This window comes from Pseudomonas sp. LBUM1661 (assembly GCF_059695925.1).
The window spans coordinates 983,874-1,009,019 of record NZ_CP166794.1 but is presented as its reverse complement, the minus strand read 5'-3'; the positions used below and the strand labels follow the sequence as shown (position 1 = coordinate 1,009,019).

The 25,146-nt window shown below is 60.4% G+C and carries 25 protein-coding genes; 8 read left to right on the top strand and 17 right to left on the bottom strand.

What is annotated here, in order from left to right:
- Positions 1-34: 34 nt before the first annotated feature.
- Both ACA057_RS04540 and ACA057_RS04535 read left to right on the top strand, forming a co-directional pair.
- Positions 35-862 carry a transporter substrate-binding domain-containing protein gene (locus tag ACA057_RS04540; RefSeq protein ID WP_497346255.1) on the top strand — a complete coding sequence of 276 codons (828 nt, stop codon included), beginning with the start codon at positions 35-37 and terminating at the stop codon, positions 860-862.
- Positions 863-1,026: 164 nt separating this feature from the next.
- Entirely contained in the window at positions 1,027-2,310 is a 1,284-nt protein-coding gene (locus tag ACA057_RS04535; RefSeq protein ID WP_497346253.1) for an NAD(P)/FAD-dependent oxidoreductase, read from the top strand.
- 175 nt (positions 2,311-2,485) lie between these two features.
- Here ACA057_RS04535 and trxB read toward each other — a convergent pair whose 3' ends face one another.
- Entirely contained in the window at positions 2,486-3,448 is a 963-nt protein-coding gene (trxB, locus tag ACA057_RS04530; RefSeq protein WP_497346251.1) for a thioredoxin-disulfide reductase, read from the bottom strand.
- A 315-nt stretch (positions 3,449-3,763) separates the two neighbouring features.
- On the opposite strand from trxB, the gene cysZ reads away from it, so the two are divergent.
- Both cysZ and ACA057_RS04520 read left to right on the top strand, forming a co-directional pair.
- Positions 3,764-4,519 (top strand): sulfate transporter CysZ, encoded by a 756-nt coding sequence (gene cysZ, locus ACA057_RS04525; RefSeq protein ID WP_497346249.1) that lies wholly within the window; start codon positions 3,764-3,766, stop codon positions 4,517-4,519.
- 40 nt (positions 4,520-4,559) lie between these two features.
- Complete coding sequence (locus ACA057_RS04520) at positions 4,560-5,759, top strand: glycosyltransferase family 4 protein (protein ID WP_497346247.1); 1,200 nt, start codon at positions 4,560-4,562, stop codon at positions 5,757-5,759.
- A gap of 126 nt (positions 5,760-5,885) precedes the next feature.
- On the opposite strand, the gene ACA057_RS04515 is transcribed toward ACA057_RS04520, so the two are convergent.
- The 3 genes from ACA057_RS04515 to ACA057_RS04505 form a co-directional block, all read right to left on the bottom strand.
- Positions 5,886-6,989, bottom strand: a complete 1,104-nt coding sequence (locus ACA057_RS04515; protein WP_497346245.1) for an NADH:flavin oxidoreductase — start codon at positions 6,987-6,989, stop codon at positions 5,886-5,888.
- A gap of 208 nt (positions 6,990-7,197) precedes the next feature.
- Entirely contained in the window at positions 7,198-7,680 is a 483-nt protein-coding gene (locus tag ACA057_RS04510) for a glutathione peroxidase (RefSeq protein ID WP_497346243.1), read from the bottom strand.
- A 124-nt stretch (positions 7,681-7,804) separates the two neighbouring features.
- Positions 7,805-8,290, bottom strand: a complete 486-nt coding sequence (locus ACA057_RS04505; RefSeq protein ID WP_007901600.1) for an FKBP-type peptidyl-prolyl cis-trans isomerase — start codon at positions 8,288-8,290, stop codon at positions 7,805-7,807.
- Here ACA057_RS04505 and ACA057_RS04500 point away from each other — a divergent pair.
- Genes ACA057_RS04500 through yihG form a run of 3 tightly spaced genes read left to right on the top strand, consistent with a single transcriptional unit; the run spans position 8,259 to position 11,651 of the window.
- On the top strand, positions 8,259-8,585 hold the full coding sequence (locus ACA057_RS04500; RefSeq protein WP_497346241.1) for a DUF3565 domain-containing protein: 327 nt from the start codon (positions 8,259-8,261) through the stop codon (positions 8,583-8,585). The two genes, ACA057_RS04505 and ACA057_RS04500, sit on opposite strands and share 32 nt — an antisense overlap.
- A 60-nt stretch (positions 8,586-8,645) precedes the next feature.
- Positions 8,646-10,745: a phosphate acetyltransferase gene (gene pta / locus ACA057_RS04495; RefSeq protein ID WP_497346239.1), complete on the top strand. Its 2,100-nt coding sequence runs from the start codon at positions 8,646-8,648 to the stop codon at positions 10,743-10,745.
- Positions 10,746-11,651: a 1-acylglycerol-3-phosphate O-acyltransferase, YihG family gene (yihG, locus tag ACA057_RS04490; RefSeq protein WP_497346237.1), complete on the top strand. Its 906-nt coding sequence runs from the start codon at positions 10,746-10,748 to the stop codon at positions 11,649-11,651. It abuts the gene before it with no gap.
- Between the two features lie 169 nt (positions 11,652-11,820).
- Here the strand turns inward: yihG and cysN are convergent, their stop codons facing one another.
- The 3 genes from cysN to ACA057_RS04475 all read right to left on the bottom strand — a co-directional run bounded on the left by cysN (position 11,821) and on the right by ACA057_RS04475 (position 15,654).
- Complete coding sequence (cysN, locus tag ACA057_RS04485) at positions 11,821-13,719, bottom strand: sulfate adenylyltransferase subunit CysN (RefSeq protein WP_497346236.1); 1,899 nt, start codon at positions 13,717-13,719, stop codon at positions 11,821-11,823.
- Between the two features lie 9 nt (positions 13,720-13,728).
- Entirely contained in the window at positions 13,729-14,646 is a 918-nt protein-coding gene (gene cysD, locus ACA057_RS04480) for a sulfate adenylyltransferase subunit CysD (RefSeq protein WP_059403267.1), read from the bottom strand.
- A 249-nt stretch (positions 14,647-14,895) separates the two neighbouring features.
- Positions 14,896-15,654 (bottom strand): Nif3-like dinuclear metal center hexameric protein, encoded by a 759-nt coding sequence (locus ACA057_RS04475; RefSeq protein WP_059403266.1) that lies wholly within the window; start codon positions 15,652-15,654, stop codon positions 14,896-14,898.
- A gap of 102 nt (positions 15,655-15,756) precedes the next feature.
- On the opposite strand from ACA057_RS04475, the gene algW reads away from it, so the two are divergent.
- Positions 15,757-16,929, top strand: coding sequence for a Do family serine endopeptidase AlgW (gene algW / locus ACA057_RS04470; RefSeq protein ID WP_497346234.1), 1,173 nt, complete (start codon positions 15,757-15,759; stop codon positions 16,927-16,929).
- Positions 16,930-17,051: 122 nt separating this feature from the next.
- Here the strand turns inward: algW and hisC are convergent, their stop codons facing one another.
- From hisC to ACA057_RS04420, 10 genes are all read right to left on the bottom strand, one after another.
- Positions 17,052-18,104 (bottom strand): histidinol-phosphate transaminase, encoded by a 1,053-nt coding sequence (hisC, locus tag ACA057_RS04465; RefSeq protein ID WP_497346232.1) that lies wholly within the window; start codon positions 18,102-18,104, stop codon positions 17,052-17,054.
- A gap of 2 nt (positions 18,105-18,106) precedes the next feature.
- A complete protein-coding gene (gene hisD / locus ACA057_RS04460) occupies positions 18,107-19,432 on the bottom strand; it encodes a histidinol dehydrogenase (RefSeq protein WP_059403263.1) in 1,326 nt (441 codons plus the stop codon).
- A 124-nt stretch (positions 19,433-19,556) separates the two neighbouring features.
- Positions 19,557-20,192: an ATP phosphoribosyltransferase gene (gene hisG / locus ACA057_RS04455; RefSeq protein WP_007901570.1), complete on the bottom strand. Its 636-nt coding sequence runs from the start codon at positions 20,190-20,192 to the stop codon at positions 19,557-19,559.
- Positions 20,193-20,319: 127 nt separating this feature from the next.
- The gene (murA, locus tag ACA057_RS04450; RefSeq protein ID WP_059403262.1) at positions 20,320-21,585 is read right to left on the bottom strand and encodes a UDP-N-acetylglucosamine 1-carboxyvinyltransferase; all 1,266 of its coding nucleotides are present in this window, start codon (positions 21,583-21,585) and stop codon (positions 20,320-20,322) included.
- Positions 21,586-21,607: 22 nt separating this feature from the next.
- Positions 21,608-21,847, bottom strand: coding sequence for a BolA family protein (locus ACA057_RS04445; protein ID WP_007912386.1), 240 nt, complete (start codon positions 21,845-21,847; stop codon positions 21,608-21,610).
- A gap of 114 nt (positions 21,848-21,961) precedes the next feature.
- Positions 21,962-22,267: an STAS domain-containing protein gene (locus ACA057_RS04440; RefSeq protein WP_401356216.1), complete on the bottom strand. Its 306-nt coding sequence runs from the start codon at positions 22,265-22,267 to the stop codon at positions 21,962-21,964.
- A complete protein-coding gene (locus ACA057_RS04435; protein ID WP_401356214.1) occupies positions 22,264-22,920 on the bottom strand; it encodes an MlaC/ttg2D family ABC transporter substrate-binding protein in 657 nt (218 codons plus the stop codon). Before ACA057_RS04435 ends, ACA057_RS04440 begins: the two co-directional genes overlap by 4 nt.
- An 11-nt stretch (positions 22,921-22,931) precedes the next feature.
- Positions 22,932-23,399, bottom strand: coding sequence for an outer membrane lipid asymmetry maintenance protein MlaD (gene mlaD, locus ACA057_RS04430; RefSeq protein ID WP_401356211.1), 468 nt, complete (start codon positions 23,397-23,399; stop codon positions 22,932-22,934).
- Positions 23,399-24,196 carry a lipid asymmetry maintenance ABC transporter permease subunit MlaE gene (gene mlaE, locus ACA057_RS04425; RefSeq protein ID WP_497346228.1) on the bottom strand — a complete coding sequence of 266 codons (798 nt, stop codon included), beginning with the start codon at positions 24,194-24,196 and terminating at the stop codon, positions 23,399-23,401. Before mlaE ends, mlaD begins: the two co-directional genes overlap by 1 nt.
- On the bottom strand, positions 24,196-25,005 hold the full coding sequence (locus ACA057_RS04420) for an ATP-binding cassette domain-containing protein (protein WP_059403257.1): 810 nt from the start codon (positions 25,003-25,005) through the stop codon (positions 24,196-24,198). The genes mlaE and ACA057_RS04420 overlap by 1 nt, the downstream gene beginning before the upstream one ends.
- Positions 25,006-25,146: the final 141 nt, after the last annotated feature.

Sequence of the window (25,146 nt, the reverse complement as noted above, 5' to 3'; positions counted from 1 at the left end):
CCCTTCATAACAATAACCATAAGTGGAGATGGACATGGTCAGCAAAAAACACGTAATCGCAGCCGCACTCTCGCTGGTGTTCGTCGGCACCGCCAATGCCGGTGCCGTCCTGGATAAAATCCAGAGCAGCAAAACCATGACCGTCGCCACGTCGGCGACCTGGCCACCCCAGGGTTTTATCAACGACAAAAATGAAATCGACGGGTTTGATATCGACGTGTCCAAGGAGATCGCCAAGCGTCTCGGCGTCGCGGTCAAGTTCATCACGCCTGATTGGGATGTGATCACGGCGGGCAAGTGGAACGGGCGCTGGGACATGTCCGTGGGCTCGATGACCGCCACCAAAAGTCGCGCGCGAATCCTCGATTTCCCGGCGACCTATTACTACGTGCCGTACGTGTTTGCGGTTCACAACAAGTCCACGCTCACCGACCACAAAGCGCTGAATGACAAGACCATCGGCGTCGAAGGCGGCACCACGTCCGAGGACTTCCTCAACCAGGCGCTGGCCATCGAAACCACGGATGTGCCGCCGGTGGTCTACGACGTCAAGACAAAGAAAATGAAAACCTACTCCGGTTCCGTCGGGCCGCTGGATGATCTGCGCCTGGGCGACGGCACTCGCCTGGACGGCATCCTCACGCAACGCAGTACGCTCGACGCAGCCGTCAAGAAAGGCTACCCGCTGCGCGCCGTCGACAATGCCGTGGCGTTCTACGAACCACTGGCCATTGCCACCGACAAGGGTGACCCGGAGCTGACCAGCAAACTCAATGAAATCGTTGGCCAGATGCACAAGGACGGCACACTGACCAAGCTCTCGGACAAGTGGTACGGCGTGGACTACTCAACCATCAAGTAGTACGCCTTTCCACTGTGGGAGCGAGCCTGCTCGCGATGGACGTCAACGATAACGAGTGCTGTCTGAATGCACGCCGTCGCCCTTACGTTTTTCGTCGGAACGCCGCCCGGAGCAAGCTCGCTCCTACAATGTTTGATTTACTGGCCATTTCTCAAGGATTGACCATGTCCTTTCCCAGCACCTGGTATTCCCAAACCTCGCAGCCCCGCCCGGCCAGGCCGCAACTGGCCGCGGACAAAAACTGCGATGTCTGCATCATCGGCGCCGGTATCGCCGGCCTCACGGCCGCCCTGGAACTGACCCGACGCGGCAAACGCGTAATCATCCTCGAAGCCCATCAAGTCGCCTGGGGCGCGTCCGGGCGTAATGGCGGCGTGGTCTCGCCAGGCTGGGCTGAAGGGTCGGGAGCGATTCGCAAGAAACTGGGGCTGGAACAGGCCAAGGCGCTGTTCCAGATGTCGGTCGAGGGCGTGGAGATCGTCCGTCGCAACATTGCCGAACTGGCGCTGGCGGGGTGCGATCCATCCGCCGGCACGATTCGGGTCAAGCGGTACGACGACAGCGCCAGCGTGAAAAACCACATTGAAACCATGCGCCGCGACTTCGGGTATGAACTCAACTTCCTCGACACGGCCCAGGTCCGCGAACGAGCACACACCCTGCGCTATTTCCAGGGCATCGAGGACCCGAACGCCCTGCACTTTCACCCACTGAATTATTGCCTGGGGTTGGCCCTCGCCATCGAAGCGGCTGGCGGTCGAGTTTTCGAACAATCCAAAATGCTCGCCTGGCATCGCAAAGGCGCGCACAAAATCGTCGAGACCGCTCACGGCACGGTGCGTTGCCAGGACCTGGTGTTCTGCGCCGGCGGTTACGGCGGGCCGGAGCTGCAAAAACTCAGCCGCGCCTACCTGCCTATCGCCACCTACGTGGTGTTGACCGAGCACCTGGGCGACTCGATCAAAAACGTCCTCGACTCCGGCGCCGCCTTCTCCGACGATCGCCGCGCCTCGGACTATTACCGCGTGGTCGAAGGTGATCGGCTGCTGTGGGGCGGACGCATCACCACCCGTAACGAACAAAACGAAAAAGCCCTGGCCACGATGCTCAAGGCGGATATGGTCGCGGTGTACCCGCAACTGGCCCCGGTCAAGATCGAACTCGCCTGGTCCGGCCTGATGGGTTACTCCACCAACAAAATGCCCAACCTGGGATTGCTGGAACCCGGCGTCTGGGCCTGCACCTCGTTTGGCGGACATGGTTTGAACACCGGCTCGATCGGCGGCAGGGTCATCGCCGAAGCGGTGTGCGGGGAAAGTGCCCGTTATGAAGTGTTCAAGCCGTACTTGCTGGACTGGAACGGCGGGCCGTTCGGGCGGGTGGCTGCCAATGCGATCTATCAATCGCTGAAGCTCATGGACTTCGTACAGGAACGCTTTCGCGGCTGATCAACACACATCCTGTAGGAGCGAGGCTTGCCCGCGAAGGCGATTTAACATTCAGCACTGATGTCGACTGACACGACGCCTTCGCGGGCAATCCTCGCTCCTACAGGGGATGTGGTGAACGCATTTTTTGGGCACAAAAAAACCGGCCGAAGCCGGTTTTTTCATTTCAGCGAAATCAGAACGAAGCGTTCTGCAGGTCGTCGAGGTAGCGCTCAGCGTCGAGTGCCGCCATGCAGCCGGCGCCGGCCGAGGTGATGGCCTGACGGTAAACGTGGTCAGCCACGTCACCGGCAGCGAAGATGCCTTCGAGGCTGGTCGCTGTGGCGTTGCCGTCACGGCCGCCTTGCACCACCAGATAACCGTCTTTCAAGGTCAACTGGCCTTCGAACAACGAAGTGTTCGGGGTGTGGCCGATGGCGATGAACACGCCGTCGACGGTCAGCTCGTCGAAGCTGCCGTCGTTGTTCTTCAGGCGAGCACCGGTCACACCCATGTTGTCGCCCAGGACTTCGTCCAGGGTCGCGTTCAGCTTCAGGATGATTTTGCCTTCAGCCACGCGGGCATTCAGCTTGTCGATCAGGATCTTCTCGGCGCGGAAAGTTTCGCGACGGTGGATCAGGGTCACGGTGCTGGCGATGTTGGCCAGGTACAGCGCTTCTTCGACAGCCGTGTTACCGCCACCGACCACAGCCACTGGCTTGTTGCGGTAAAAGAAACCGTCGCAGGTGGCGCAGGCCGAAACGCCTTTGCCCATGAACGCCTCTTCCGACGGCAGGCCCAGGTAACGCGCGCTGGCGCCGGTGGCGATGATCAGGGCGTCGCAGGTGTAGGTCGCGCTGTCGCCAGTCAGGGTGTATGGCTTGGCAGCGAAGTCGACGGCATTGATGTGATCGAAGACGATCTCGGTTTCAAAACGCTCGGCGTGCTCTTTCATGCGCTCCATCAACGCCGGGCCGGTCAGGCCGTGGACGTCGCCAGGCCAGTTGTCGACTTCGGTGGTGGTGGTCAGTTGACCGCCGGCCTGCATGCCGGTGATCAGCAGTGGCTTGAGGTTGGCACGGGCGGCATAGACCGCGGCGCTGTAACCGGCAGGGCCGGAACCGAGAATAATCACTCGCGAATGACGGACTTCAGACATGACCTGCTCCTGTTGACCGGCCCAACCATCTGGGGCGGAACGCCGGGTTGCCGGCGGGAATAAAAAAGGACCGTTGAAAGCACTTGGGGAAGGGCTTGAACTCGACCGTCCTGTAAAAAGATTGGGTGCAGCGTATCGAGGGGGCGAAGATTAAGGAAATACGGTTTAACAATCCAGCTCATAGGCGGTCTCTATCCCGTTGCGATGCATTTATAGACGCCTTTGTTACAGTTAATGTCGATACCCAAACCGCGCTATCGCCCCTCTGGCAAAGCCGGTAAGGTCGGCGCGATTTCCCTTTGTTCGGAGCACGTTATGCCCGCCCCCGTTCTGTCCGGCCCGCAATACCTGCGCGAAGGCCTCAAGCTGGTCCTGAGCCCAGGCCTGCGTTTGTTCGTGTTGCTGCCCCTGGCGATCAACCTGGTGCTGTTCGTCGGATTGATCTACCTGGCCAGCCATCAATTCAGCCTGTGGGTCGATACGCTGATGCCGTCCCTGCCCGATTGGTTGAGTTTTCTCAGTTACGTCCTCTGGCCAATTTTTGTCGTCTTGGTGGTGTTGATGGTGTTTTTCACCTTCACCATGCTCGCCAACGTCATTGCCGCGCCGTTCAACGGCTTCCTCGCGGAGAAAGTCGAAGTGGTGGTGCGTGGCACCGACGACTTCCCGTCCTTCAGCTGGGGCGAGCTGATCGCCATGATCCCGCGCACGTTCGCCCGGGAGATGCGCAAACTCGGTTACTTCCTGCCGCGAGCGCTTGGGCTGCTGATCCTCTCGTTCATTCCAGTGGTGAATATCATTGCCGCGCCGCTGTGGCTGCTGTTCGGGGTGTGGATGATGGCGATCCAGTACATCGACTACCCGGCAGATAACCACAAACTCGGCTGGAACGAGATGCTCGCCTGGCTGCGCGAGAAGCGCTGGCAGAGCATGAGCTTCGGCGGAAGTGTCTATCTGGTGCTGCTGATTCCCGTGGTCAACATCCTGATGATGCCGGCCGCCGTGGCCGGGGCGACCTTGTTCTGGGTGCGTGAGCGCGGTGCCGAAAGCCTGGTGGTGGCGCAACGCTGATCCGGTCACAAATCCATCATCCTATCGTCACAACGACGACATGGCCCCAGTCGACACTGGGGTCATGACGACAGCTCTGCATATCACCCTGATCACCGAAACCTTCCCTCCCGAAATCAACGGCGTGGCCAATACCCTCGGCCGCTTGTGCGATGGATTGCGCGCGCGCGGGCATCAAGTGGAGCTGGTGCGGCCTCGTCAGGGTTGCGACCAGCAGATGGGCAGCGACGATGAACTGCTGCTGTGCCGGGGCTGGCCGCTGCCGGGTTATCCCGGTTTGCAATGGGGTCAGTCGTCGATGCACAAGCTGCTGCGGCGCTGGAAACGCCATCGCCCGGACGTGCTGTACATCGCCACCGAAGGCCCTTTGGGCTTGTCGGCATTACGCGCGGCTCGGCGCTTGGGCATCTCGGTGGTCAGCGGCTTTCACACCAATTTCCAGCAGTACTCCAGCCAGTACGGGCTCGGGTTGCTCGCACGTTTGCTGACCCACTACCTGCGCTGGTTTCACAATCGTTCGACCCTGACCCTGGTGCCGAGTGTCAGCCAGCGCCTGGAGCTGGAACGCCGGCATTTTGAACGCCTGGCGTTACTGTCCCGAGGGGTCGACAGCCAGTTGTTTCACCCGAGCAAACGCTTGAAAGCGCTGCGCGAACAGTGGGGCCTGGCGGACGATGACATCGCCGTGATTCACGTAGGACGCCTCGCTCAGGAGAAAAATCTAGGCTTGCTCAAGCGCTGTTTCGACACGCTGAAAGCGACTTATCCACAGCGAACCATCAAGTTGATTGTGGTCGGCGACGGTCCGCAACGACTGTTCCTGGAGAAGGAACTGCCCGAGGCGATTTTCTGCGGTTCACAACGCGGCGAAGCCTTGGCCAGCCACTATGCGTCGGGAGATATGTTTGTGTTCCCGAGCCTGACCGAAACCTTCGGCAATGTAGTGCTGGAGGCGCTGGCGTCGGGGCTGGGCGTGGTGGCGTACGATCAAGCGGCCGCCGCTCAGCATATTCGCCATGGTTACAACGGCGTGCTGGCGATGCCGGGGGATGAAGCGGCGTTCTGCGATGCCGCTGTGTGGTTGCTGGAACAGGACGAAACCTTGCGGTGCGTGCGGCTCAATGCGCGCCAACATGCGAGTCGGCAGGGTTGGGCGGCGATTATCGAGCAGTTCGAGGGGCAGTTGCGCGGGGCTTGCGTTGGGGAGCCGGTGATGCCGAACGCACCGACTGTACCCTGAAACTTTGGTGTTATTGAGTCAGCCTTCGCTGGCAAGCCCGCTACCACATTTGACCGAGTTCTACCTGAAGAATGCGGTTAAATGTGGGAGCGGGCTTACTCGCGAAGGGGCCAGACCTGACGTCGCTTAAACCAGCGTCATCAACGCCTCACGGCTGAACGGCAAAATGTCTTCCTCACGACCGTCACGCACTTTCTGCGCCCAGTCCGGGTCAACCAACAACGCACGCCCCACGGCAACCAGGTCGAACTCATCGTTGTTCAACCGCTCCAGCAGTTTTTCCAGGCTGGCCGGCTGGGCGATCTTGTCGGTGTTGACCATGAATTGCAGGAACTCGCCATCCAGACCGACACTGCCTACGGTAATGGTTGGCTTGCCAGTCAGTTTGCGCGTCCAGCCTGCCAGGTTCAGCTCGGAACCGTCGAACTCCGGCTCCCAGAAACGGCGCGTCGAGCAGTGGAAAATGTCCACGCCAGCGTCGGACAACGGCTTGAGGAACTCACCCAATGCCTCCGGGGTTTGCACCAGGCGCGCAGTGTAGTCCTGCTGCTTCCACTGGGAGAACCGGAAGATGATCGGGAAGCCTTCGCCGACGGCCGCACGCACCGCTTGAATCAACTCGATGGCGAAACGCGAACGGTTGGCCAGGTCGCCACCGTATTCGTCGGTGCGCTGGTTGCTGCCTTCCCAGAAGAACTGGTCGACGAGGTAACCGTGGGCACCGTGGATTTCCACGCCGTCCATGCCGATGCTCTGGGCGTCTTTGGCCGCCTGGGCGAATGCGGCGATGACGTCCTGGATGTCCTGTTGGGTCATGCCGTGAACCACAACCTGACCGTCCTTCAATTTTTCCGACGGACCGTAACCCGGCACGCTGGCATCCGGCTCGGTGCCGATGCGGCGCACGCTGCCGACGTGCCACAGCTGCGGAACGATCTTGCCGCCTTCGGCGTGGACCGCGTCGACCACTTTCTTCCAGCCGGCCAATGCCGCTTCACCGTAGAAATGCGGGACGTTCGGGTAGCCGTTGGAAGCCTGGTGACCGACGGTGGTGCCTTCGGTGATGATCAGGCCAACGCCCGCAGCCGCGCGGCGACGGTAGTACTCGATGACTTTGGAATTGGGTACGCCACCCGGCGAAAACGAGCGAGTCATCGGCGCCATGACGACGCGAGTCGGCAATTCGAGGGTGCCGAGGTGGAACGGTTTGAACAGGGCTTTGACAGGCATGAGGGCGCTCCACGGGGAATGACTTTATGACAGGGATAATATGGAGACGGGAGCGCCTTGAACAGCACTATTGATTTTGGTGATTAAGGATCAAAAGACAGAAAGCATCGTAGGAGCGAGGCTTGCCCGCGAAGGCTTTCAGTCAGTTGACATCATTACTGACTGATCTGACGCCTTCGCAGGCAAGCCTCGCTCCTACAGGGGGATGTCAGCTCAGCGCTTTTTCGATCGCATGAACGACCGTCGGATCATCCGGCGCCGTGCGCGGCGAGAACCGCGCCAGTACACGCCCGTCCTTGCCCAGCAGGAATTTTTCGAAGTTCCAGGTAATGTCACCCGGGAACTCGGCGCCCTCGCCCGCCAGCAGACGGTACAACTGATGACGATCATGACCGTTGACTTCCAGCTTGCTGGACAACGGAAAGGTCACACCATAGTTGAGCTCGCAAAACGCCTGGATCTCTTGCTCGGTGCCCGGTTCCTGACCGGCAAACTGGTTGCACGGCAGGCCCAGCACGCTGAAACCCTGACCCTTGAATTTCTGGTGAAGGTTCTCCAGCGCTGCGTACTGTGGGGTCAAACCACATTTGGAGGCCACGTTGACCACCAGCACGACTTGCCCTTTAAAAGGAGCCAGCGGTAGCTCCTGACCATCCAGGGCTGTCAATGTAAGGTCGTGAAAAGCACTCATGACGAACTCCAAATTCCCGTGTTCTTCTCGAAACAGCCTCTTGGCGGCGCCGCCGAGGACAGCCGCGGACTAAAAAAGGCGCCCCTCGGGCGCCTCTCCAGTTCTCGAAGCTTAGCGCAGAAAATCAGTGGTGATGGCCACCTTCGCCATGGACGTGACCATGAGCGATTTCTTCCTGGCTGGCATCACGGATGTCGATGATCTTGACCTGGAAATTCAGGCGCTGACCGGCCAACGGGTGGTTACCGTCGACGGTGACGTCGTCGCCGTCCAGATCGCGAATGGTGACGATCTGCATCTGGCCGTCCGGCGCGGAAGCGTGGAACTGCATGCCCACTTCCAGTTCGTCGACGCCTTCGAACATGCTGCGGCTCAGGGTGCTGACCAGTTCGGCAGCGTATTCGCCGTAGGCATCTTCAGGTTCAACGGCTACGGTCAGCTCGTCGCCGACTGCTTTGCCTTCCAGCGCCTTTTCCAGGCCCGGAATGATGTTCCCTGCGCCTTGCAGGTAGACCAGCGGCGCGCCGCCGGCGGAGCTGTCGATGACCTCACCAGCGTCGTTGGTCAGGGTATAGTCGATGGAGACAGCCTTATTGGCGGCGATCAGCATGGGGCGAGACCTTTTGCATAAGAATGAAGAATGTCCAAGTTTAGCGAAGCAATCGTCCGAAAGCGAACACAACCCGGACAGACGGGGTGCGACGATCACAGGCTTCCATCAAGACGAGGACGGCCACTGGGTGGCCGAGCTTTCCTGCGGCCACACACAGCACCTGCGCCACCAGCCGCCCTGGCAATCCCGGGCCTGGGTGTTGGAGCCGTTGCTGCGCAATGAAAAAATAGGTCAGCCCTTTGATTGCGGTTGGTGCGCACAAGGCTCGGTTAGCGATAACCTTGGCGACTGAATTTCGGTAGAAGGCCAGTCATAGGCGTTCACCACTGCCATGCACCTCCAGAGAATTCGCATGCAAACTTTTTTTATCGCGCCCACCGATTTTGGTGTGGGTCTGACCTCCATCAGCCTCGGGCTGGTACGTACCCTTGAGCGGGCCGGCCTCAAAGTCGGTTTTTTCAAACCGATTGCCCAACCCCATCCGGGTGATACCGGGCCTGAGCGCTCCACCGAGCTGGTGGCGCGCACCCACGGTCTGAAACCGCCCCAGCCGCTGGGCCTGGCGCATGTCGAGCGCATGCTCGGTGACGGTCAGCTGGATGAGCTGCTTGAAGAAATCATTACCCTTTATCAGCAAGCCGCCATCGGCAAGGACGTGCTGATTGTCGAGGGCATGGTCCCGACCCGCAGCGCCAGTTACGCCGCACGGGTCAATCTGCATTTGGCCAAGAGCCTCGACGCCGATGTGATTCTGGTGTCGGCACCGGAAAACGAAGTGCTGACCGAACTCTCGGGCCGCGTGGAATTGCAGGCGCAATTGTTCGGCGGGCCGAAAGACCCGAAAGTGCTCGGCGTGATTCTCAACAAGGTCAAGACCGACGAAAGCATGGACGCCTTCGCCGCACGCCTGAAAGAGCATTCGCCGTTACTGCGCAGCGGCGATTTCCGCCTGTTGGGTTGCATCCCGTTCCAGCCGGAACTGAACGCGCCGCGCACCCGCGACGTGGCCGACCTGATGGGCGCGCAAATCCTCAATGCCGGTGATTACGAAACCCGGCGCATGACCAAAATCATCATCTGCGCCCGCACCATGCGTAACACCGTGGAGCTGCTCAAGCCCGGCGTGCTGGTGGTGACCCCCGGCGATCGCGATGACATCATCCTCGCCGTCAGCCTCGCGGCCATGAACGGCGTACCGCTGGCCGGCCTGTTGCTGACCAGCGACACCCTGCCCGACCCGCGCATCATGGACCTGTGCCGTGGCGCGTTGCAGGCGGGCTTGCCGGTGTTGTCGGTGAGCACCGGTTCCTACGAAACCGCCAACCAGTTGAACGGCCTGAACAAGGAAATCCCGATCGACGACCGTGAGCGCGCGGAGATCATCACCGATTTCGTCGCCAGCCACCTCGACGCCAACTGGCTGCACCAGCGCTGTGGCACGCCACGGGAAATGCGCCTGTCGCCGGCAGTGTTCCGCTATCAATTGATCCAGCGCGCCCAGGCCGCCAACAAGCGCATCGTCCTGCCCGAAGGCAGCGAGCCGCTGACCGTGCAAGCGGCGGCGATCTGTCAGGCGCGCGGCATTGCCCGCTGCGTGTTGCTGGCGAAACCGGAAGACGTCGAAGCCGTTGCTCGTGCCCACGATATCGAGCTGCCGCCAGGACTGGAAATTCTTGATCCGGACCTGATCCGCGAACGTTATGTCGAACCGATGGTTGCACTGCGCAAGAGCAAAAGCCTCAACGCGCCGATGGCCGAGCAGCAACTGGAAGACACCGTGGTGATCGGCACCATGATGCTGGCGCTGGATGAAGTCGACGGCCTCGTGTCCGGCGTCATTCACTCCACCGCCAACACCATCCGCCCGGCCTTGCAGCTGATTAAAACGGCGCCGGGCTGCACGCTGGTGTCGTCGGTATTCTTCATGCTCTTCCCGGAGGAAGTGCTGGTCTACGGCGACTGCGTAATGAACCCGCACCCGAGCGCCAGCGAACTGGCCGAAATTGCCCTGCAAAGCGCCGATTCGGCAGCAGCGTTCGGCATCACCCCGCGCGTGGCGATGATCAGCTACTCCAGCGGTGAATCGGCCAGCGGCGAAGAAGTCGAGAAGGTGCGCGAAGCGACGCTGCTCGCCCACGAACAACAGCACTCGCTGCTGATCGACGGCCCGTTGCAATACGACGCCGCCGCCAACGAAACCGTGGCGCGGCAACTGGCGCCGAACAGCCAGGTGGCCGGTCGCGCCACGGTGTTCGTGTTCCCCGACCTGAACACCGGCAACACCACCCACAAAGCCGTGCAGCGCAGCGCCGACTGCGTCAGCCTCGGGCCGATGCTGCAAGGCCTGCGCAAACCGGTGAACGATTTGCCGCGCGGCGCGCAAGTCGACGACATCGTCTACACCATCGCGTTGACCGCGATTCAAGCTGCCAACCGACCTTTGGATCTTTAAATGCTGGCTTCCCTCCCTGCACCGCTGCGAGGCGTGATTGCCTCGTTGCTGTTGGCACTGAACACGATTTTGCTGTGCTCGTTTCTGTTCTGCGTGGCGATCTTCAAAGTGTTGCCCTTCGCCTTCACCCAGCGTTTCACGCGCTGGCTGATGAGCCATACCCATGAAGCCTGGATCAGCAACAACAAGGCCTGGATGAACCTGGTCTGCCGCACCCGCTGGCACCTCAGCGGCCTTGAAGGGCTGGACTATCAGCACTCGTACCTGATCACCAGCAACCATCAGAGCTGGGTCGACATCATGGTGCTGCAATACGTGCTCAACCGGCGTATCCAGCCGCTGAAGTTCTTTCTCAAGCAAGAGCTGATCTGGGTCCCGGTGATTGGTCTGGCCTGGTGGACCCTGGGCTTTCCGTTCATGAAACGCTACTCCAAGGCGTACCTGGAAAAGCACCCGGAGAAGAAAGGCAAAGACCTGGAAACCACCCGCAAGACCTGCGACAAGTTCCGCAATAACCCGGTGGGGATTTTCAACTTCGTCGAAGGCACGCGCTTCACCGAGGGCAAACATGCGCAGCAGAAATCACCGTTCCGCTACTTGTTGAAACCCAAGGCCGGCGGCATTGCGTTTGTGCTGGATGCGATGGGCGAGCAGCTGGAATCGATCGTCAACGTGACCATTCACTACCCGGGCGGGCGTCCGGGGTATTGGGATTTGCTCTGCGGGAACGTTAAAGATGTGGTGGTGCATTTTCAGGAGTTGAAGATTCCGCCGCAGTTCATTGGCAAGAATTACGACCAGGATGGCGAGTATCGCTTGCAGTTTCAGGGCTGGATCAATCAGCTGTGGGAAGACAAGGATGCGTTGCTGGCGCAGATGCATCGCGAATACCCAGGCAAACATTGATCCCCTGTGGGAGCTAGCCTGCTAGCGATAGCGGATCCACCTCCAGCGGATCTGTTGACTGATTCACCGTAATCGCTAGCAGGCTAGCTCCCACAATTAACCGTGTAGGTCTCAATAAAAAACCCGCCGATGATCACTCATCGGCGGGTTTTTTGTTTGCGGCTAACGCTTAGATCGCGCCACGCTTGCGCAGCAGATCCAGCACTTGCTTGACGCTTTCTTCCAGCGACAGCGACTGGGTGTCGACCACGAGGTCGGCGTCCAGCGGCACGTCGTACGGGAAGGAGTCGCCCGGGATGTTATCCCCGGCCGCCGCGTACAGGCCTTGTGGATCACGCTCGGCGCAGACCGTCGGCGAGGCCTGGACGTAGACCGTCAGCAGACGCTCCTTGCCGATCAGCTCTCGAGCCTGCTCACGACCTTCGGCACTCGGTGCCACGAAGGCCGCCAGCGTCAGCAAACCGGCTTCGTTGAACTGACGCGCAACGTGCGCCGCACGACGCCAGTTCTCGGTACGTCCGGCGCGATCCTGTGGCAGACCTTTGTTCAGGTCGTGACGCAGGTTCTGGCCATCGAGTACGAATACCGCACGGCCCAGGTCGAACAGCTTGCGCTCGACCGCGTAGGCCAGGGTACTTTTACCGGCGCCCGACAAACCGCTGAACAACACGGTGGCCGGTTGCTGGCCGAAGCGCTGGGCGCGTTCTTCGGTGGCAACGTGAGCCAGTTTGCCGTGGTGTGTGCTGGTGCCATGGCTCAACGGCTGAGCGATGATCATGCCGGCGGCAACGGTGCCATTGGTCAAACGGTCAATGACGATGAACGAACCGGTGGTGCGGTTGCTTGCGTAACCGTCCAGCGCGATGGCCGCGTCGAGGCTGATCTTGACGCGACCGATCTCGTTCAGGTGCAACGAACTGGCCGCACCTTCTTCCAGGGTGTTCACGTCAACGCGGTTGACGATGCTGGTGATCGAACCCGGCACGTAAGTCGTGGCGCGCTTGATGTCGTATTTCTTGCCCGGCAGCATCGGCTCTTCAGCCATCCACACCAGCATGGCGTCGAAGGCGTCAGTCACTTGCGGCAGGTTGTCGGCGTGCACCAGCAAGTCGCCGCGAGAGATGTCGATTTCGTCTTCCATGGTCAGCGTTACCGCCTGACCTGGACCTGCGTGTTCCAGCTCACCTTCGAAGGTCACGATGGATTTCACGCGGCTGCTCTTGCCCGACGGCAGCACAACGACTTCGTCGCCCTTGTGCACGACGCCGCTGGCCAGGGTGCCGGCGAAACCACGGAAGTTCAGGTTCGGACGGTTGACGTACTGCACCGGGAAACGCAGGTCGGTGTAGTTGCGGTCGCTGGCGATTTCGACGGTCTCGAGAATCTCCATCAGCGACTGGCCGGTATACCACGGCGAACGCTCGGACTTGTTCACCACGTTGTCGCCCTTCAGAGCGGACATCGGCACGAACGCCATGGTGGTCGGCTTGAAGGCGATGCCTTCGGCGAACTTCAGGTAATCGGCCTTGATCGACTCGAAGACGGTTTCGTCGAAGCCGTTGAGGTCCATCTTGTTGATGGCGACCACGATGTGCTTGATGCCGAGCAACGAGGCGATGAAGCTGTGGCGACGGGTCTGGGTCTGCACGCCGTAACGGGCGTCGACCAGGATGATCGCCAGGTCACAGGTGGAGGCACCGGTGGCCATGTTGCGGGTGTACTGCTCATGGCCAGGGGTGTCGGCGATGATGAATTTGCGCTTGGCGGTGGAGAAATAACGGTAGGCGACATCAATGGTGATGCCCTGCTCCCGCTCGGCCTGCAGGCCGTCGACCAGCAATGCCAGGTCGATGTCATCACCGGTGGTGCCGACTTTTTTCGAGTCGCGGGTAATGGCTTCCAGGTGATCTTCGTAGATCATTTTGGAGTCGTGCAGCAGGCGCCCGATCAGGGTGCTCTTGCCGTCGTCGACGTTGCCACAGGTCAGGAAGCGCAGCATTTCCTTGCGTTCGTGCTGGCCCAGGTAGGCGAGGATGTCCTCGCTGATCAAATCAGATACGTGCGACATGACAACCCCTTAGAAATAACCCTGACGTTTCTTTTCTTCCATCGAGCCTGCGCCATCGTGATCGATGACCCGGCCCTGGCGTTCGGAAGTTCGCGTCAGGAGCATTTCCTGAATGATGTCGGTCAGGCTGGTGGCCTCGGACTCGACCGCACCGGTCAGCGGGTAATCGCCGAGCGTACGGAAACGGACCTTCTTCTTGACGATGCGCGCCTTGTCTTCGTCGCTCAGGTGATTGAGCAGGCGTTCGTCGTCGATCATGATCCAGGTGCCATTCATCTCGATGACGTCGCGCTCGGCGGCGAAATACAGCGGCACGATCGGGATGCCTTCGAGGTAGATGTATTGCCAGATGTCCAGCTCGGTCCAGTTCGACAACGGGAACACACGAATGGATTCGCCCTTGTTGACCTTGCCGTTGTAGACGTTCCACAACTCCGGACGCTGGTTTTTCGGGTCCCAGCGGTGCTTGGTGTCGCGGAAGGAGTACACGCGCTCTTTGGCACGGGATTTCTCTTCGTCGCGGCGGGCACCGCCGAAAGCGGCGTCGAAACCATGCTTGTCGAGGGCCTGCTTGAGGCCTTCGGTCTTCATGATGTCGGTGTGCTTGGCGCTGCCGTGGGTCAGCGGGTTGATACCCTGCGCAACGCCCTCGGGGTTGACGTGCACAATCAGGTCCAGACCCAGTTCTTCGACCATGCGGTCGCGGAACGCGTACATTTCCTTGAACTTCCACCGGGTGTCGACGTGCATCACCGGGAACGGCAGCTTGCCCGGGAAGAATGCCTTGCGCGCAAGGTGCAGCATCACGGCGGAGTCTTTACCGACGGAGTACAGCATCACCGGGTTATCGAACTCGGCGGCGACCTCGCGGATGATGTGGATGCTTTCGGCCTCCAGCTGTTTCAGATGCGTCAGTTTGTCGACCATGGCTACTCACGAAAACGATCTTATGGACGGCCAGCGGGCCGTGTTCGAGCGAGGAATCCTAGCACAGCGACCTCTTCTAATCAGGACGTGAGCTAGATCGAAAGGGTATATGAATATACCTGCCCGTTCGGGTGTACCGGGTCCTGTGGGAGTGAGCCTGCTCGCGATAGCTGTGTGCCAGTCACCTCAATGTCGAATGTGACGCAGCCATCGCGAGCAGGCTCGCTCCCACAGTGGATAGGGGGTGATTCAGATGGGATTGGGGCAATCGATGAAGATATGTTCGAGGGCAAACCGCCGTGCCAGGTAATCCCCGAGTGCCTGCACGCCATAGCGCTCGGTGGCGTGGTGGCCGGCGGCGATGAAGCTGATGTCGTTTTCCCGGGCGCTGTGGAAGGTTTGCTCCGAGGCTTCACCACTGAGGTACAGATCGACGCCGGCCAAAACCGCCTGATCGATGTAACCCTGGCCACCACCGGTGCACCAGCCGACCCGGCGAATCATCTCGCTGCCTTCGATCAGCAACGGCTCGCGGCCCATGACTTCCTGCACGCGGCGGGCAAAATCCCGTGGCGTCACCGGTTCGTTCAATGAACCGACCAGGCCGACAACCTTGAGGTTATCCGGGTCAAGCGGACCTTCGACAGTAATGTCCAACTGACGCGCCAGTTGCACGTTATTGCCGACGTCCGGGTGCAGGTCCAGCGGCAGGTGGTAGGACAGCAGGCTGATATCGTGCTTGAGCAACGTTTTCAGACGACGCTGCTTCATGCCGGTGATGCACGGGTTCTCGCCTTTCCAGAAGTAGCCGTGATGCACCAGCACCAGATCGGCGTTGGCTTCCACGGCGGCGTCGAGCAAGGCCTGGCTGGCGGTGACGCCACTGACGATGCGCATCACCTGCGGCCGGCCTTCAACCTGCAAGCCGTTGGGGCAGTAATCGGCAATCTTGGCACTGTTGAGGTAACGGTCGGCTTCTTCGACCAGGGTGCTCAGGGCGACGGCCATAAAAGACTCCTAAATATCCCGTTCAGAGGCGCGCGCGGCCTCGTATAATGCGCGACATTATGGGCGGTCTCATACCGCCTGCAACCTTTCAGGACGTGCTTAATGCTCAAGGCGCTGCGTTTTTCCGGCTGGCCGCTGTTGGCCGGCGTGCTTATCGCTCTGTTGATCATCCAGCGTTACCCGCAGTGGGTCGGGCTCCCAAGCCTCGACGTCAACATGCAGCAAGCGCCGCAAACCACCACCATGCAACAGGGCCCAGTGTCCTATGCCGACGCGGTGACGACGGCCGCGCCGTCGGTGGTCAACCTGTACACCACCAAAGTGGTCAACAAGCCGAATCATCCGCTGTTCGAAGACCCGCAGTTCCGGCGCTTCTTCGGCGACAACTCGCCCAAGCAGAAACGCATGGAATCGAGCCTCGGCTCCGGCGTGATCATGAGCCCGGAAGGCTACCTGCTGACCAACAACCACGTGACCAGCGGCGCCGACCAGATCGTCGTCGCGCTCAAGGACGGTCGTGAGACCCTGGCCCGCGTGATCGGCAGCGACCCGGAAACCGACCTCGCGGTTCTTAAGATCGACTTGAAGAATCTTCCGGCGATCACCGTCGGCCGCTCCGACAACATCCGCATCGGCGACGTGGCCCTGGCCATCGGCAACCCGTTCGGCGTCGGCCAGACCGTGACCATGGGCATCATCAGTGCCACCGGGCGCAATCAGTTGGGCCTGAACAACTACGAAGACTTCATCCAGACCGACGCGGCGATCAACCCCGGCAACTCCGGCGGTGCGCTGGTCGACGCCAACGGCAATCTGACCGGGATCAACACGGCGATTTTCTCCAAGTCGGGCGGTTCGCAGGGCATCGGTTTCGCGATCCCGGTCAAGCTGGCCATGGAAGTGATGAAGTCGATCATCGAGCACGGCCAGGTGATTCGTGGCTGGCTGGGCATTGAAGTGCAGCCGCTGAGTCAGGAACTGGCGGAGTCGTTTGGTCTGTCGGGGCGTCCGGGCATTGTGGTTGCGGGGATTTTCCGTGACGGTCCGGCGCAGAAGGCCGGGCTGCAGTTGGGTGACGTGATTCTCAGCATCGACGGCGAACCGGCCGGCGATGGTCGTCGTTCGATGAACCAGGTCGCGCGGATCAAACCGACCGACAAGGTCACGATTCAGGTGATGCGTAACGGCAAAGAACTCAAGCTCACCGCAGAAATCGGCTTGCGTCCGCCACCGGCACCGGCACCGGCACCGGTCAAAGAGAAAGAAGAAGAGTAACCACTCGACACAAAACCACTGTGGGAGCGAGCCTGCTCGCGATTGCGGTTTAACAGTCAACGATGATGTTGAATGTTATGGCCTCATCGCGAGCAGGCTCGCTCCCACAGGTTTGATGCGGTTTAGAGGTGGTCGAGGCCGTCGATGAGGGCCTGATTCTGCTCTGGCGTGCCGATGGAAATCCGCAGGAACTGGGCAATCCGCTCCTGCTTGAAGTGCCGAACGATCACCCCTTGCTCACGCAACTTCGCCGCCAGGCCAGCCGCATCGTGCTGCGGGTGCCGGGCGAAAATGAAGTTCGCCGCCGACGGCAACACTTCAAAACCCTTCGCCTGCAACTGCCCGACCACCTTGTCACGGTGCTCGATCACCAGTCGGCACGTCTTGTCGAAGTACTCGCGATCCTCGAACGCCGCCGCCGCCCCGACAATCGCCAAGCGATCCAGCGGGTAGGAGTTGAAGCTGTTCTTGATCCGCTCCAGCGCCTCGATCAGGTCCGGATGCCCCACCGCCAGCCCTACCCGCAAACCGGCCAGCGAGCGCGACTTGGACAGTGTCTGAGTGACCAGCAGATTCGGATAACGGTCCACCAGCGTGATCGCCGTTTCGCCGCCGAAGTCGATGTACGCCTCATCCACGACCACCACCGAATCCGGGCTGGCCTTGAGGATTTGTTCGACCGCGTCCAGTGCCAACAGGCAACCGGTCGGCGCGTTCGGGTTCGGGAAAATGATCCCGCCGTTGGGCTTGGCGTAATCCGCCGGGTCGATCTGGAACTGCTCGTCCAGCGGCACCGCGTCGAACTTGATGCCGTACAAACCGCAGTACACCGGATAGAAGCTGTAGCTGATGTCCGGGAACAGCAGCGGCTTATCGTGTTGCAGCAGACCGTGGAAGATGTGCGCCAGGACTTCATCGGAACCGTTGCCGAGGAACACCTGATTGCCCGGCACGCCGTAGTACGTGGCCACGGCTTGCTTGAGCACGTCACTGTTCGGGTCCGGGTACAGACGCAGGTTGTCGTTCAGTTCGGTTTGCATCGCCGCCAACGCTTTGGGCGACGGACCGTACGGGTTTTCGTTGGTGTTGAGCTTCACCAGTTTCGCCAGTTTCGGCTGCTCACCCGGCACGTAAGGCACCAGATCCTTGACGAACGGGCTCCAGAATTTACTCATGTTCAGTTTCCCTCTTGATCGTCAACGATGCGGTATTCGGCGCTGCGGGCGTGGGCGGTCAGCGACTCGCCACGGGCCAGCACGGAAGCGGTCTTGCCCAGTTCGGACGCACCCTGCTCGGAGCAGAAGATGATCGACGAGCGTTTCTGGAAGTCATACACACCCAGCGGCGAGGAGAACCGCGCGGTGCCCGACGTCGGCAATACGTGGTTCGGACCTGCGCAGTAGTCGCCCAAGGCTTCGGAGGTGTGACGGCCCATGAAGATCGCGCCGGCGTGGCGGATCTGCGGCAGCCAGGCTTGCGGATCGGCCACCGACAACTCCAAGTGCTCCGGCGCGATACGGTTGGCCACTTCGATGGCTTGCTCCATGTCGCGGACCTTGATCAGCGCGCCGCGACCATTGATCGAGGTCTGGATGATCTCGGCGCGTTCCATGGTCGGCAGCAGCTTGGCGATGCTGGCCGCGACCTGGTCGAGGAACTCGGCGTCCGGGCTGACCAGAATCGCCTGGGCATCTTCGTCATGTTCGGCCTGGGAAAACAGGTCCATGGCGATCCAGTCCGGATCGGTCTTGCCGTCGCAAACCACGAGGATTTCCGATGGGCCGGCAATCATGTCGATGCCGACCTGACCAAACACGTGGCGCTTGGCAGTGGCGACATAGATGTTGCCCGGGCCGACCACCTTGTCGACCTTCGGCACGCTTTCGGTGCCGTAGGCCAGCGCGGCGACCGCTTGCGCGCCGCCGATGGTGAACACGCGATCGACCCCGGCGATGCATGCCGCGGCCAATACCAGCTCGTTGATTTCACCACGCGGGGTCGGCACGACCATGACCACTTCGGTCACGCCCGCGACCTTGGCCGGAATTGCGTTCATCAGCACCGAGGACGGGTACGACGCCTTGCCGCCCGGCACATACAGTCCGGCGCGGTCCAGCGGCGTGACCTTCTGGCCCAGCACCGTGCCGTCGGCTTCGGTGTAGCTCCAGGAATCCTGTTTCTGTTTTTCGTGGTAGCTGCGCACGCGGGTCGCGGCGACTTCCAGGGCTTCGCGCTGGGGCACGGTAATGCGCGTGAGCGCCAGTTCCAGGCGTTCGCGCGGCAGGATCAGGTCGGCCATGGACGCAACGTCCAGCCCGTCGAACTGTCGGGTGAATTCGACCAGCGCCGCATCGCCGCGCTCGCGCACAGCCTTGATGATGTCCAGCACCCGCTGATTGACCGAGTCGTCAGACACACTTTCCCAGCTCAGCAGATGATCCAGATGATGCGCGAAATCCGGGTCAGCAGCGTTGAGTCGGCGAATTGCAGTCGGTGCGGTCATAGCGAGAGCCTCATAGGAATGGCGAAAACTCAGGTACCCGAAGCTACCATCGATCCGCTTGGGCACCTGAGAATTCTGGCTATGAGGCGGATAGACGGGCGCGACTTAACGTCGCGCAGGTGAATCAGCCGCGGTGTCGAGACTCCACTGCCTTGCGCAGGGTGTCGATCAACGCCTGGATACGGGCGTGCTGCATTTTCATCGAAGCTTTGTTGACGATCAGCCGGGAGCTGATGTCGGCAATGAAATCCTGGGGTTCCAGGCCATTGGCGCGCAGGGTGTTGCCGGTGTCGACCACGTCGATGATCTTGTCCGCAAGACCGATCAGCGGCGCCAGTTCCATCGAGCCGTAGAGCTTGATGATGTCGACCTGGCGGCCCTGCTCGGCGTAGTAGCGCTTGGCAACGTTGACGAACTTGGTCGCCACCCGCAAGCGGCCCTTGGGCTCGACATCGCCGACACGGCCAGCGGTCATCAGCTTGCAGAGGGCAATTCTCAGGTCCAAAGGCTCGTACAGACCCTGGCCGCCATATTCCATCAGCACATCTTTACCGGCGACGCCCAGGTCCGCGGCACCATGCTCGACGTAAGTCGGCACATCGGTGGCGCGCACGATCAGCAGGCGTACATCGGCCTGGGTCGTGGGGATGATCAGCTTGCGGCTCTTGTCCGGATTCTCGGTCGGCACGATGCCCGCTTCAGCCAGAAGCGGCAGGGTGTCGTCAAGGATGCGGCCCTTGGACAGTGCGATGGTCAACATGGGAAACGTCAGTCCTTATCAAGGTACTCATGCCCGGTCGCAAATGGCGCCGGACACACATCGAGCCTGAAACAGGCTCGACTTTGAACAATTCAACGGGCGCGTCCTTGCGCCCATGCAGCAGAAACTAGCCCGGTACGCGGCGGATCTTGGCGCCGAGCATCTGCAGTTTCTCTTCGATGCACTCGTAACCACGGTCGATGTGGTAGATGCGGTCGATCAGGGTGTCGCCTTCGGCGATCAACGCCGAGATCACCAGGCTGGCCGAAGCACGCAGGTCGGTGGCCATGACTGGCGCGCCCTTGAGCTTTTCGGTACCGGTGACGATGGCGGTGTTGCCTTCGACCTGGATCTTGGCGCCCATGCGGTGCAGTTCGTACACGTGCATGAAGCGGTTTTCGAAGATCGTCTCGATCACTGCGCCCGTGCCTTCGGCAATGGCGTTGAGGGAGATGAACTGCGCTTGCATGTCGGTCGGGAACGCTGGGTACGGAGCGGTCCGCACGTTGACGGCTTTCGGCCGCTTGCCGTGCATGTTCAGCTCGATCCAGTCTTCGCCGCAGGTGATTTCGGCACCGGCTTCACGGAGTTTTTCCAGAACGGCTTCGAGAATGGTCGGATCGGTGTCCTTGACCTTCACGCGGCCGCCCGTTACCGCCGCCGCCACCAGGTAGGTGCCGGTTTCGATACGGTCAGGCATGACTTTGTAAGTGGCCGGGTGCAGACGCTCGACGCCATCGATGGTGATGGTGTCAGTGCCGGCGCCAGTGATCTTCGCGCCCATGGCGATCAGGAAGTTCGCCAGGTCGATGACTTCAGGCTCACGAGCGGCGTTGGCCAGGACGCTACGGCCCTTGGCCAGAGCGGCTGCCATCATGATGTTTTCGGTACCGGTCACGCTGACGGTGTCGAAGAAGAAGTGCGCGCCGCGCAAACCGCCTTCAGGCGCCTTGGCCTTGATGTAGCCGCCTTCGACGTCGATGACCGCGCCCATGGCTTCAAGACCACGGATGTGCAGGTCGACCGGACGCGAACCAATGGCGCAACCGCCAGGCAGTGCGACTTCGGCTTCACCGAAACGGGCAACCATCGGGCCCAGCACCAGGATCGACGCACGCATGGTTTTAACCAGTTCGTACGGAGCGATCAGGGTCTTGATGGTGCGCGGGTCGATTTCGACGCTGAGTTTCTCGTCGATCACCGGCTCGATGCCCATGCGACCGAACAGCTCGATCATGGTGGTGATGTCGTGCAGGTGCGGCAGGTTGGCAACGGTAACCGGGCCGTCGCACAGCAGCGTTGCTGCCAGGATCGGCAAGGCAGAGTTCTTTGCCCCGGAGATGCGGATTTCGCCATCAAGACGAACGCCACCGGTAATAATCAATTTATCCATAAGAATCTCGACGCCCTTGGGCTCAGGTGCGCTCGGCCCAGGCCGCGCTGCTGAAAAATTTCATAGTGACCGCATGGATGCTGCCATCGGTGATCCATGGGTTCAAATGGGCATAGATCTGCTGCTGACGCTTCACCGGGCTCAACGCCGCCAGTTCATCGCTAATCACGTTCAGCTGAAAGTTGCAGCCTTCGCCCTCAACTTCTACCAGCGTTCCGGGCAGCTTTCCTTCAAGGAAGCTCTTCACTTCTACGGCCTGCATGCTCAACCTCAATCGGCGCCCTGTGCGCGCGGGTCGGACATCATACAAAAAAGCCCCGCGCCTGCGAACCCCGGGAAGCAGGACTCTGACGGGGGGCTACTTTATAGATGCGGGTTAGGGATGCGCCAACAGCTCGGTCAGCTCGCTGACCTGAGCAATTTCACGCATGTCTTCTGGCATCCCACGGATGCTCCACGCCTTGCCGGCCGCCTCTGCATCACGCATGAAGCACAGCAACAGCGACAAGCCGACGCTGCTGGACTTCAATACCGCCGTGCAATCGACCACCAGCGTAGCGGCTTTGCTGGAATTGATCAGCGCCTGACCTTGCTTGCGCAGGCCCGGGCCGGTGCGGTAATCCAGCATCCCGCTGAGCATCAGCTCGCCGGCATCGCTCATGCGAATGGCCGACACACTCATTGGGCTTGCTTCGCAGGCGGTTGCTTCTCGGTGGCTTCCTTGGCTTTGGCGACTTCCCCGGCCCAATTGTTGATGGTCTTGTCCAGGTCGTTGCCATTGCGCTGCATCGCATCAGCGAACTGATCGCGGAACAGCTTGCCGATGTTGATGCCGTTGATGATGACGTTACGCAGCTTCCACTCGCCATTGATCTTTTCCAGTGTGTAGGACACAGGATAGATCGCGCCGCTGCTGCCTTTGACCGTCATGCCAACGCTTGTACGGTCGCCCGACTCATCCTTGGCAGGATCAACGGTGATGCCCTGGTTGTTGTACTCGAGCAAGGCGTTGCCATAAAACTGGAACAAACCCTTCTTGAAGTTTTCCTGAAAGGTCTTCATTTGTTCAGGCGTGGCTTTGCGCGAGTACTTGACCGTCATGATGCTCTTGGAGATGCCCTCGGCATCCACAACGGGCCCGACGATCGTATCCAGTGCCGTATAAAAATCTTTCGGATCCTGTTTGTACTTTTCTTTGTTCGCCGCCAGATCGGCCAGCATCCGGGTCGTGGTGTCCTGTACCAGATCATGCGCGGAAGGCGCCGCCACGGCGTTAGCCATCAACGGCAAGGCCGCGAGTAATACCAACAGGCCACGTCGCAAGGTAGAGATCATTCAAAAGCTCCTCATTTGGCGTCTTTACTAACGGTATTGAGCAGGAATTTACCGATCAGGTCCTCGAGCACCAGCGACGACTGGGTGTCGTGGATGGTCGAACCATCCTTGAGCAAGGCTTCTTCGCCGCCCACGCTGATACCGATGTACTTCTCGCCCAACAGGCCAGCGGTCAGGATAGATGCAGTGGAGTCGTTCGGCAGATTATCGACGCTCTTTTCCAGCTGCATGGTCACTCGACCGGTGAAACTGTCGCGGTCCAGATCGATCGCCGTGACCTTGCCGATGGTCACACCGGCCATGGTCACTTTAGCTCTGACCGTCAAACCTGCGATATTGTCGAAGTAGGCATAAAGTTTATACGTATCGGTGGTCGCGCTCGGGGACAGGCCACTTACCCGCAACGCCAGCAACAGCAAAGCCAGGATGCCAGCGAGCAAGAAAAGGCCGACACCGATTTCCAGGGTGCGGTTTTGCATCAGAAATCTCCAAACATCAAGGCGGTCAGAATAAAGTCCAGGCCGAGCACAGCCAAAGAGGCATACACCACGGTTTTGGTAGTGGCACGACTGATCCCCTCGGAAGTGGGCTCGCAGTCATAGCCTTGGAATACGGCGATCCAGGTCACGACAAAGGCGAAAACAACGCTTTTGATGATGCCGTTGAGCACATCGTCGGTAAACGTCACGCTGTTTTGCATGTTCGACCAGTAGGAACCCTCATAGACACCCAGCCAGTCGACGGCCACCCACGAACCGCCCCAGATACCCACCACGCTGAAGATCATCGCCAGCACCGGCAGGGAAATGAAGCCGGCCCACAGGCGCGGGGCAATGATGTACTTGAGCGGGTCGACGCCAATCATTTCCAGGCTGGACAACTGCTCGGTCGATTTCATGTTGCCGATTTCAGCGGTCAGGGCCGAACCCGCACGCCCGGCGAACAGCAAGGCCGTGACCACCGGGCCCAGTTCACGCAGCAGGGTCAGCGCCACCATCTGCCCGACCGCCTGCTCCGAACCGTAGCTGGACAGGATGTTGAACCCTTGCAGCGCCAGCACCATGCCGATGAACACCCCGGAGACCACAATGATCACCAGGGACATTACGCCTACCGAGTGCAGTTGCTTGACCAGCAGGCCAAACCCGCCGCCGATGCCACCACGACCGAGCAAGGCATGAAACAGGAAGATCGCCGAACGGCCGAACACCCCCAGCACATCAATGCCGGCGTGGCCGAAGCGGCGAACGCGTTCTATCAGTGAAATCTTGCGCATCAACGCTTCCCCAGAAGATCTGCGCGGTAATCCGTCGCTGGAAAGTGGTATGCGACCGGACCGTCGGGCTCGCCTGTCATGAATTGACGGATGCGTGGCTCCTGCGAGTTCATCAGCTCCTCGGGCGTGCCCTGCCCCAACACCTGGCCTTCGCCGACGACATAGATGTAATCGGCGATGCTCGCGGTCTCGGCCAAATCGTGCGAGACCACGATACTGGTGATGCCCAACGCATCGTTGAGCAGGCGGATCAGGCGCACCAGCACGCCCATGGCGATCGGGTCCTGGCCGACAAAGGGCTCGTCATACATAAGGATTTGCGGATCGAGTGCAATCGCCCGGGCCAGCGCGACACGGCGCTTCATGCCGCCGGACAATTCGTCAGGCATCAGGTCGATGGCACCGCGCAAGCCTACGGCCTGCAATTTGAGCAGGACGATGTCCCGGATCATTTCTTCCGGCAGCTCGGTATGAACGCGCAGCGGAAAGGCGACGTTCTCGAACACATCGAGGTCGGTAAACAGCGCGCCACTCTGAAACAGCACGCCCATGTGCTTGCGCGCATCGAACAGGTCGCTGCGAGACAGTTTCGGCAGATTCTGGCCGTTGACCCAGACTTCGCCCTTGGTGGGCCGCAACTGTGCGCCCATCAGCCGCAACAGCGTGGTCTTGCCACACCCGGAAGGTCCCATGATGCCGGTGACCTTGCCGCGCGGGATACGGATATCGACGTTATTGAAAATGCTGCGCGCGCCGCGCTTGAAGGTCAGTCCCTTCAGCTCGACCGCGTAGGCTTTATCGGCACTCATCTAAACTCCTTGCGATGCAGCCTCTCACTCGGACGCCTGACTTTCTCTCGAAAGCACATACCTCCCGGGCAGGCCGAACTGGCGGCGAACTATATCACTGCACAGGCCTGGCGCCAAAGGCCGAAGCCGGGCCATATTCAG

Coding starts and splice junctions, on each gene's coding strand:
- ACA057_RS04520 (WP_497346247.1), top strand. CDS start 4,560: ATGGCCCCAGTCGACACTGGGGTCATGACGACAGCTCTGCATATCACC.
- hisG (WP_007901570.1), bottom strand. CDS start 20,192: ATGTTGACCATCGCACTGTCCAAGGGCCGCATCCTTGACGACACCCTG.
- algW (WP_497346234.1), top strand. CDS start 15,757: ATGCTCAAGGCGCTGCGTTTTTCCGGCTGGCCGCTGTTGGCCGGCGTG.
- ACA057_RS04475 (WP_059403266.1), bottom strand. CDS start 15,654: ATGGCCGTCGCCCTGAGCACCCTGGTCGAAGAAGCCGACCGTTACCTC.
- mlaE (WP_497346228.1), bottom strand. CDS start 24,196: ATGCGCAAGATTTCACTGATAGAACGCGTTCGCCGCTTCGGCCACGCC.
- ACA057_RS04505 (WP_007901600.1), bottom strand. CDS start 8,290: ATGCTGATCGCCGCCAATAAGGCTGTCTCCATCGACTATACCCTGACC.
- ACA057_RS04515 (WP_497346245.1), bottom strand. CDS start 6,989: ATGCCTGTCAAAGCCCTGTTCAAACCGTTCCACCTCGGCACCCTCGAA.
- yihG (WP_497346237.1), top strand. CDS start 10,746: ATGCTGGCTTCCCTCCCTGCACCGCTGCGAGGCGTGATTGCCTCGTTG.
- cysZ (WP_497346249.1), top strand. CDS start 3,764: ATGCCCGCCCCCGTTCTGTCCGGCCCGCAATACCTGCGCGAAGGCCTC.
- hisD (WP_059403263.1), bottom strand. CDS start 19,432: ATGACCGCACCGACTGCAATTCGCCGACTCAACGCTGCTGACCCGGAT.
- ACA057_RS04420 (WP_059403257.1), bottom strand. CDS start 25,005: ATGAGTGCCGATAAAGCCTACGCGGTCGAGCTGAAGGGACTGACCTTC.
- pta (WP_497346239.1), top strand. CDS start 8,646: ATGCAAACTTTTTTTATCGCGCCCACCGATTTTGGTGTGGGTCTGACC.
- trxB (WP_497346251.1), bottom strand. CDS start 3,448: ATGTCTGAAGTCCGTCATTCGCGAGTGATTATTCTCGGTTCCGGCCCT.
- ACA057_RS04535 (WP_497346253.1), top strand. CDS start 1,027: ATGTCCTTTCCCAGCACCTGGTATTCCCAAACCTCGCAGCCCCGCCCG.
- murA (WP_059403262.1), bottom strand. CDS start 21,585: ATGGATAAATTGATTATTACCGGTGGCGTTCGTCTTGATGGCGAAATC.
- mlaD (WP_401356211.1), bottom strand. CDS start 23,399: ATGCAAAACCGCACCCTGGAAATCGGTGTCGGCCTTTTCTTGCTCGCT.
- ACA057_RS04445 (WP_007912386.1), bottom strand. CDS start 21,847: ATGCAGGCCGTAGAAGTGAAGAGCTTCCTTGAAGGAAAGCTGCCCGGA.
- ACA057_RS04435 (WP_401356214.1), bottom strand. CDS start 22,920: ATGATCTCTACCTTGCGACGTGGCCTGTTGGTATTACTCGCGGCCTTG.
- cysD (WP_059403267.1), bottom strand. CDS start 14,646: ATGGTCGACAAACTGACGCATCTGAAACAGCTGGAGGCCGAAAGCATC.
- hisC (WP_497346232.1), bottom strand. CDS start 18,104: ATGAGTAAATTCTGGAGCCCGTTCGTCAAGGATCTGGTGCCTTACGTG.
- ACA057_RS04540 (WP_497346255.1), top strand. CDS start 35: ATGGTCAGCAAAAAACACGTAATCGCAGCCGCACTCTCGCTGGTGTTC.
- ACA057_RS04500 (WP_497346241.1), top strand. CDS start 8,259: ATGGAGACAGCCTTATTGGCGGCGATCAGCATGGGGCGAGACCTTTTG.
- ACA057_RS04510 (WP_497346243.1), bottom strand. CDS start 7,680: ATGAGTGCTTTTCACGACCTTACATTGACAGCCCTGGATGGTCAGGAG.
- ACA057_RS04440 (WP_401356216.1), bottom strand. CDS start 22,267: ATGAGTGTGTCGGCCATTCGCATGAGCGATGCCGGCGAGCTGATGCTC.
- cysN (WP_497346236.1), bottom strand. CDS start 13,719: ATGTCGCACGTATCTGATTTGATCAGCGAGGACATCCTCGCCTACCTG.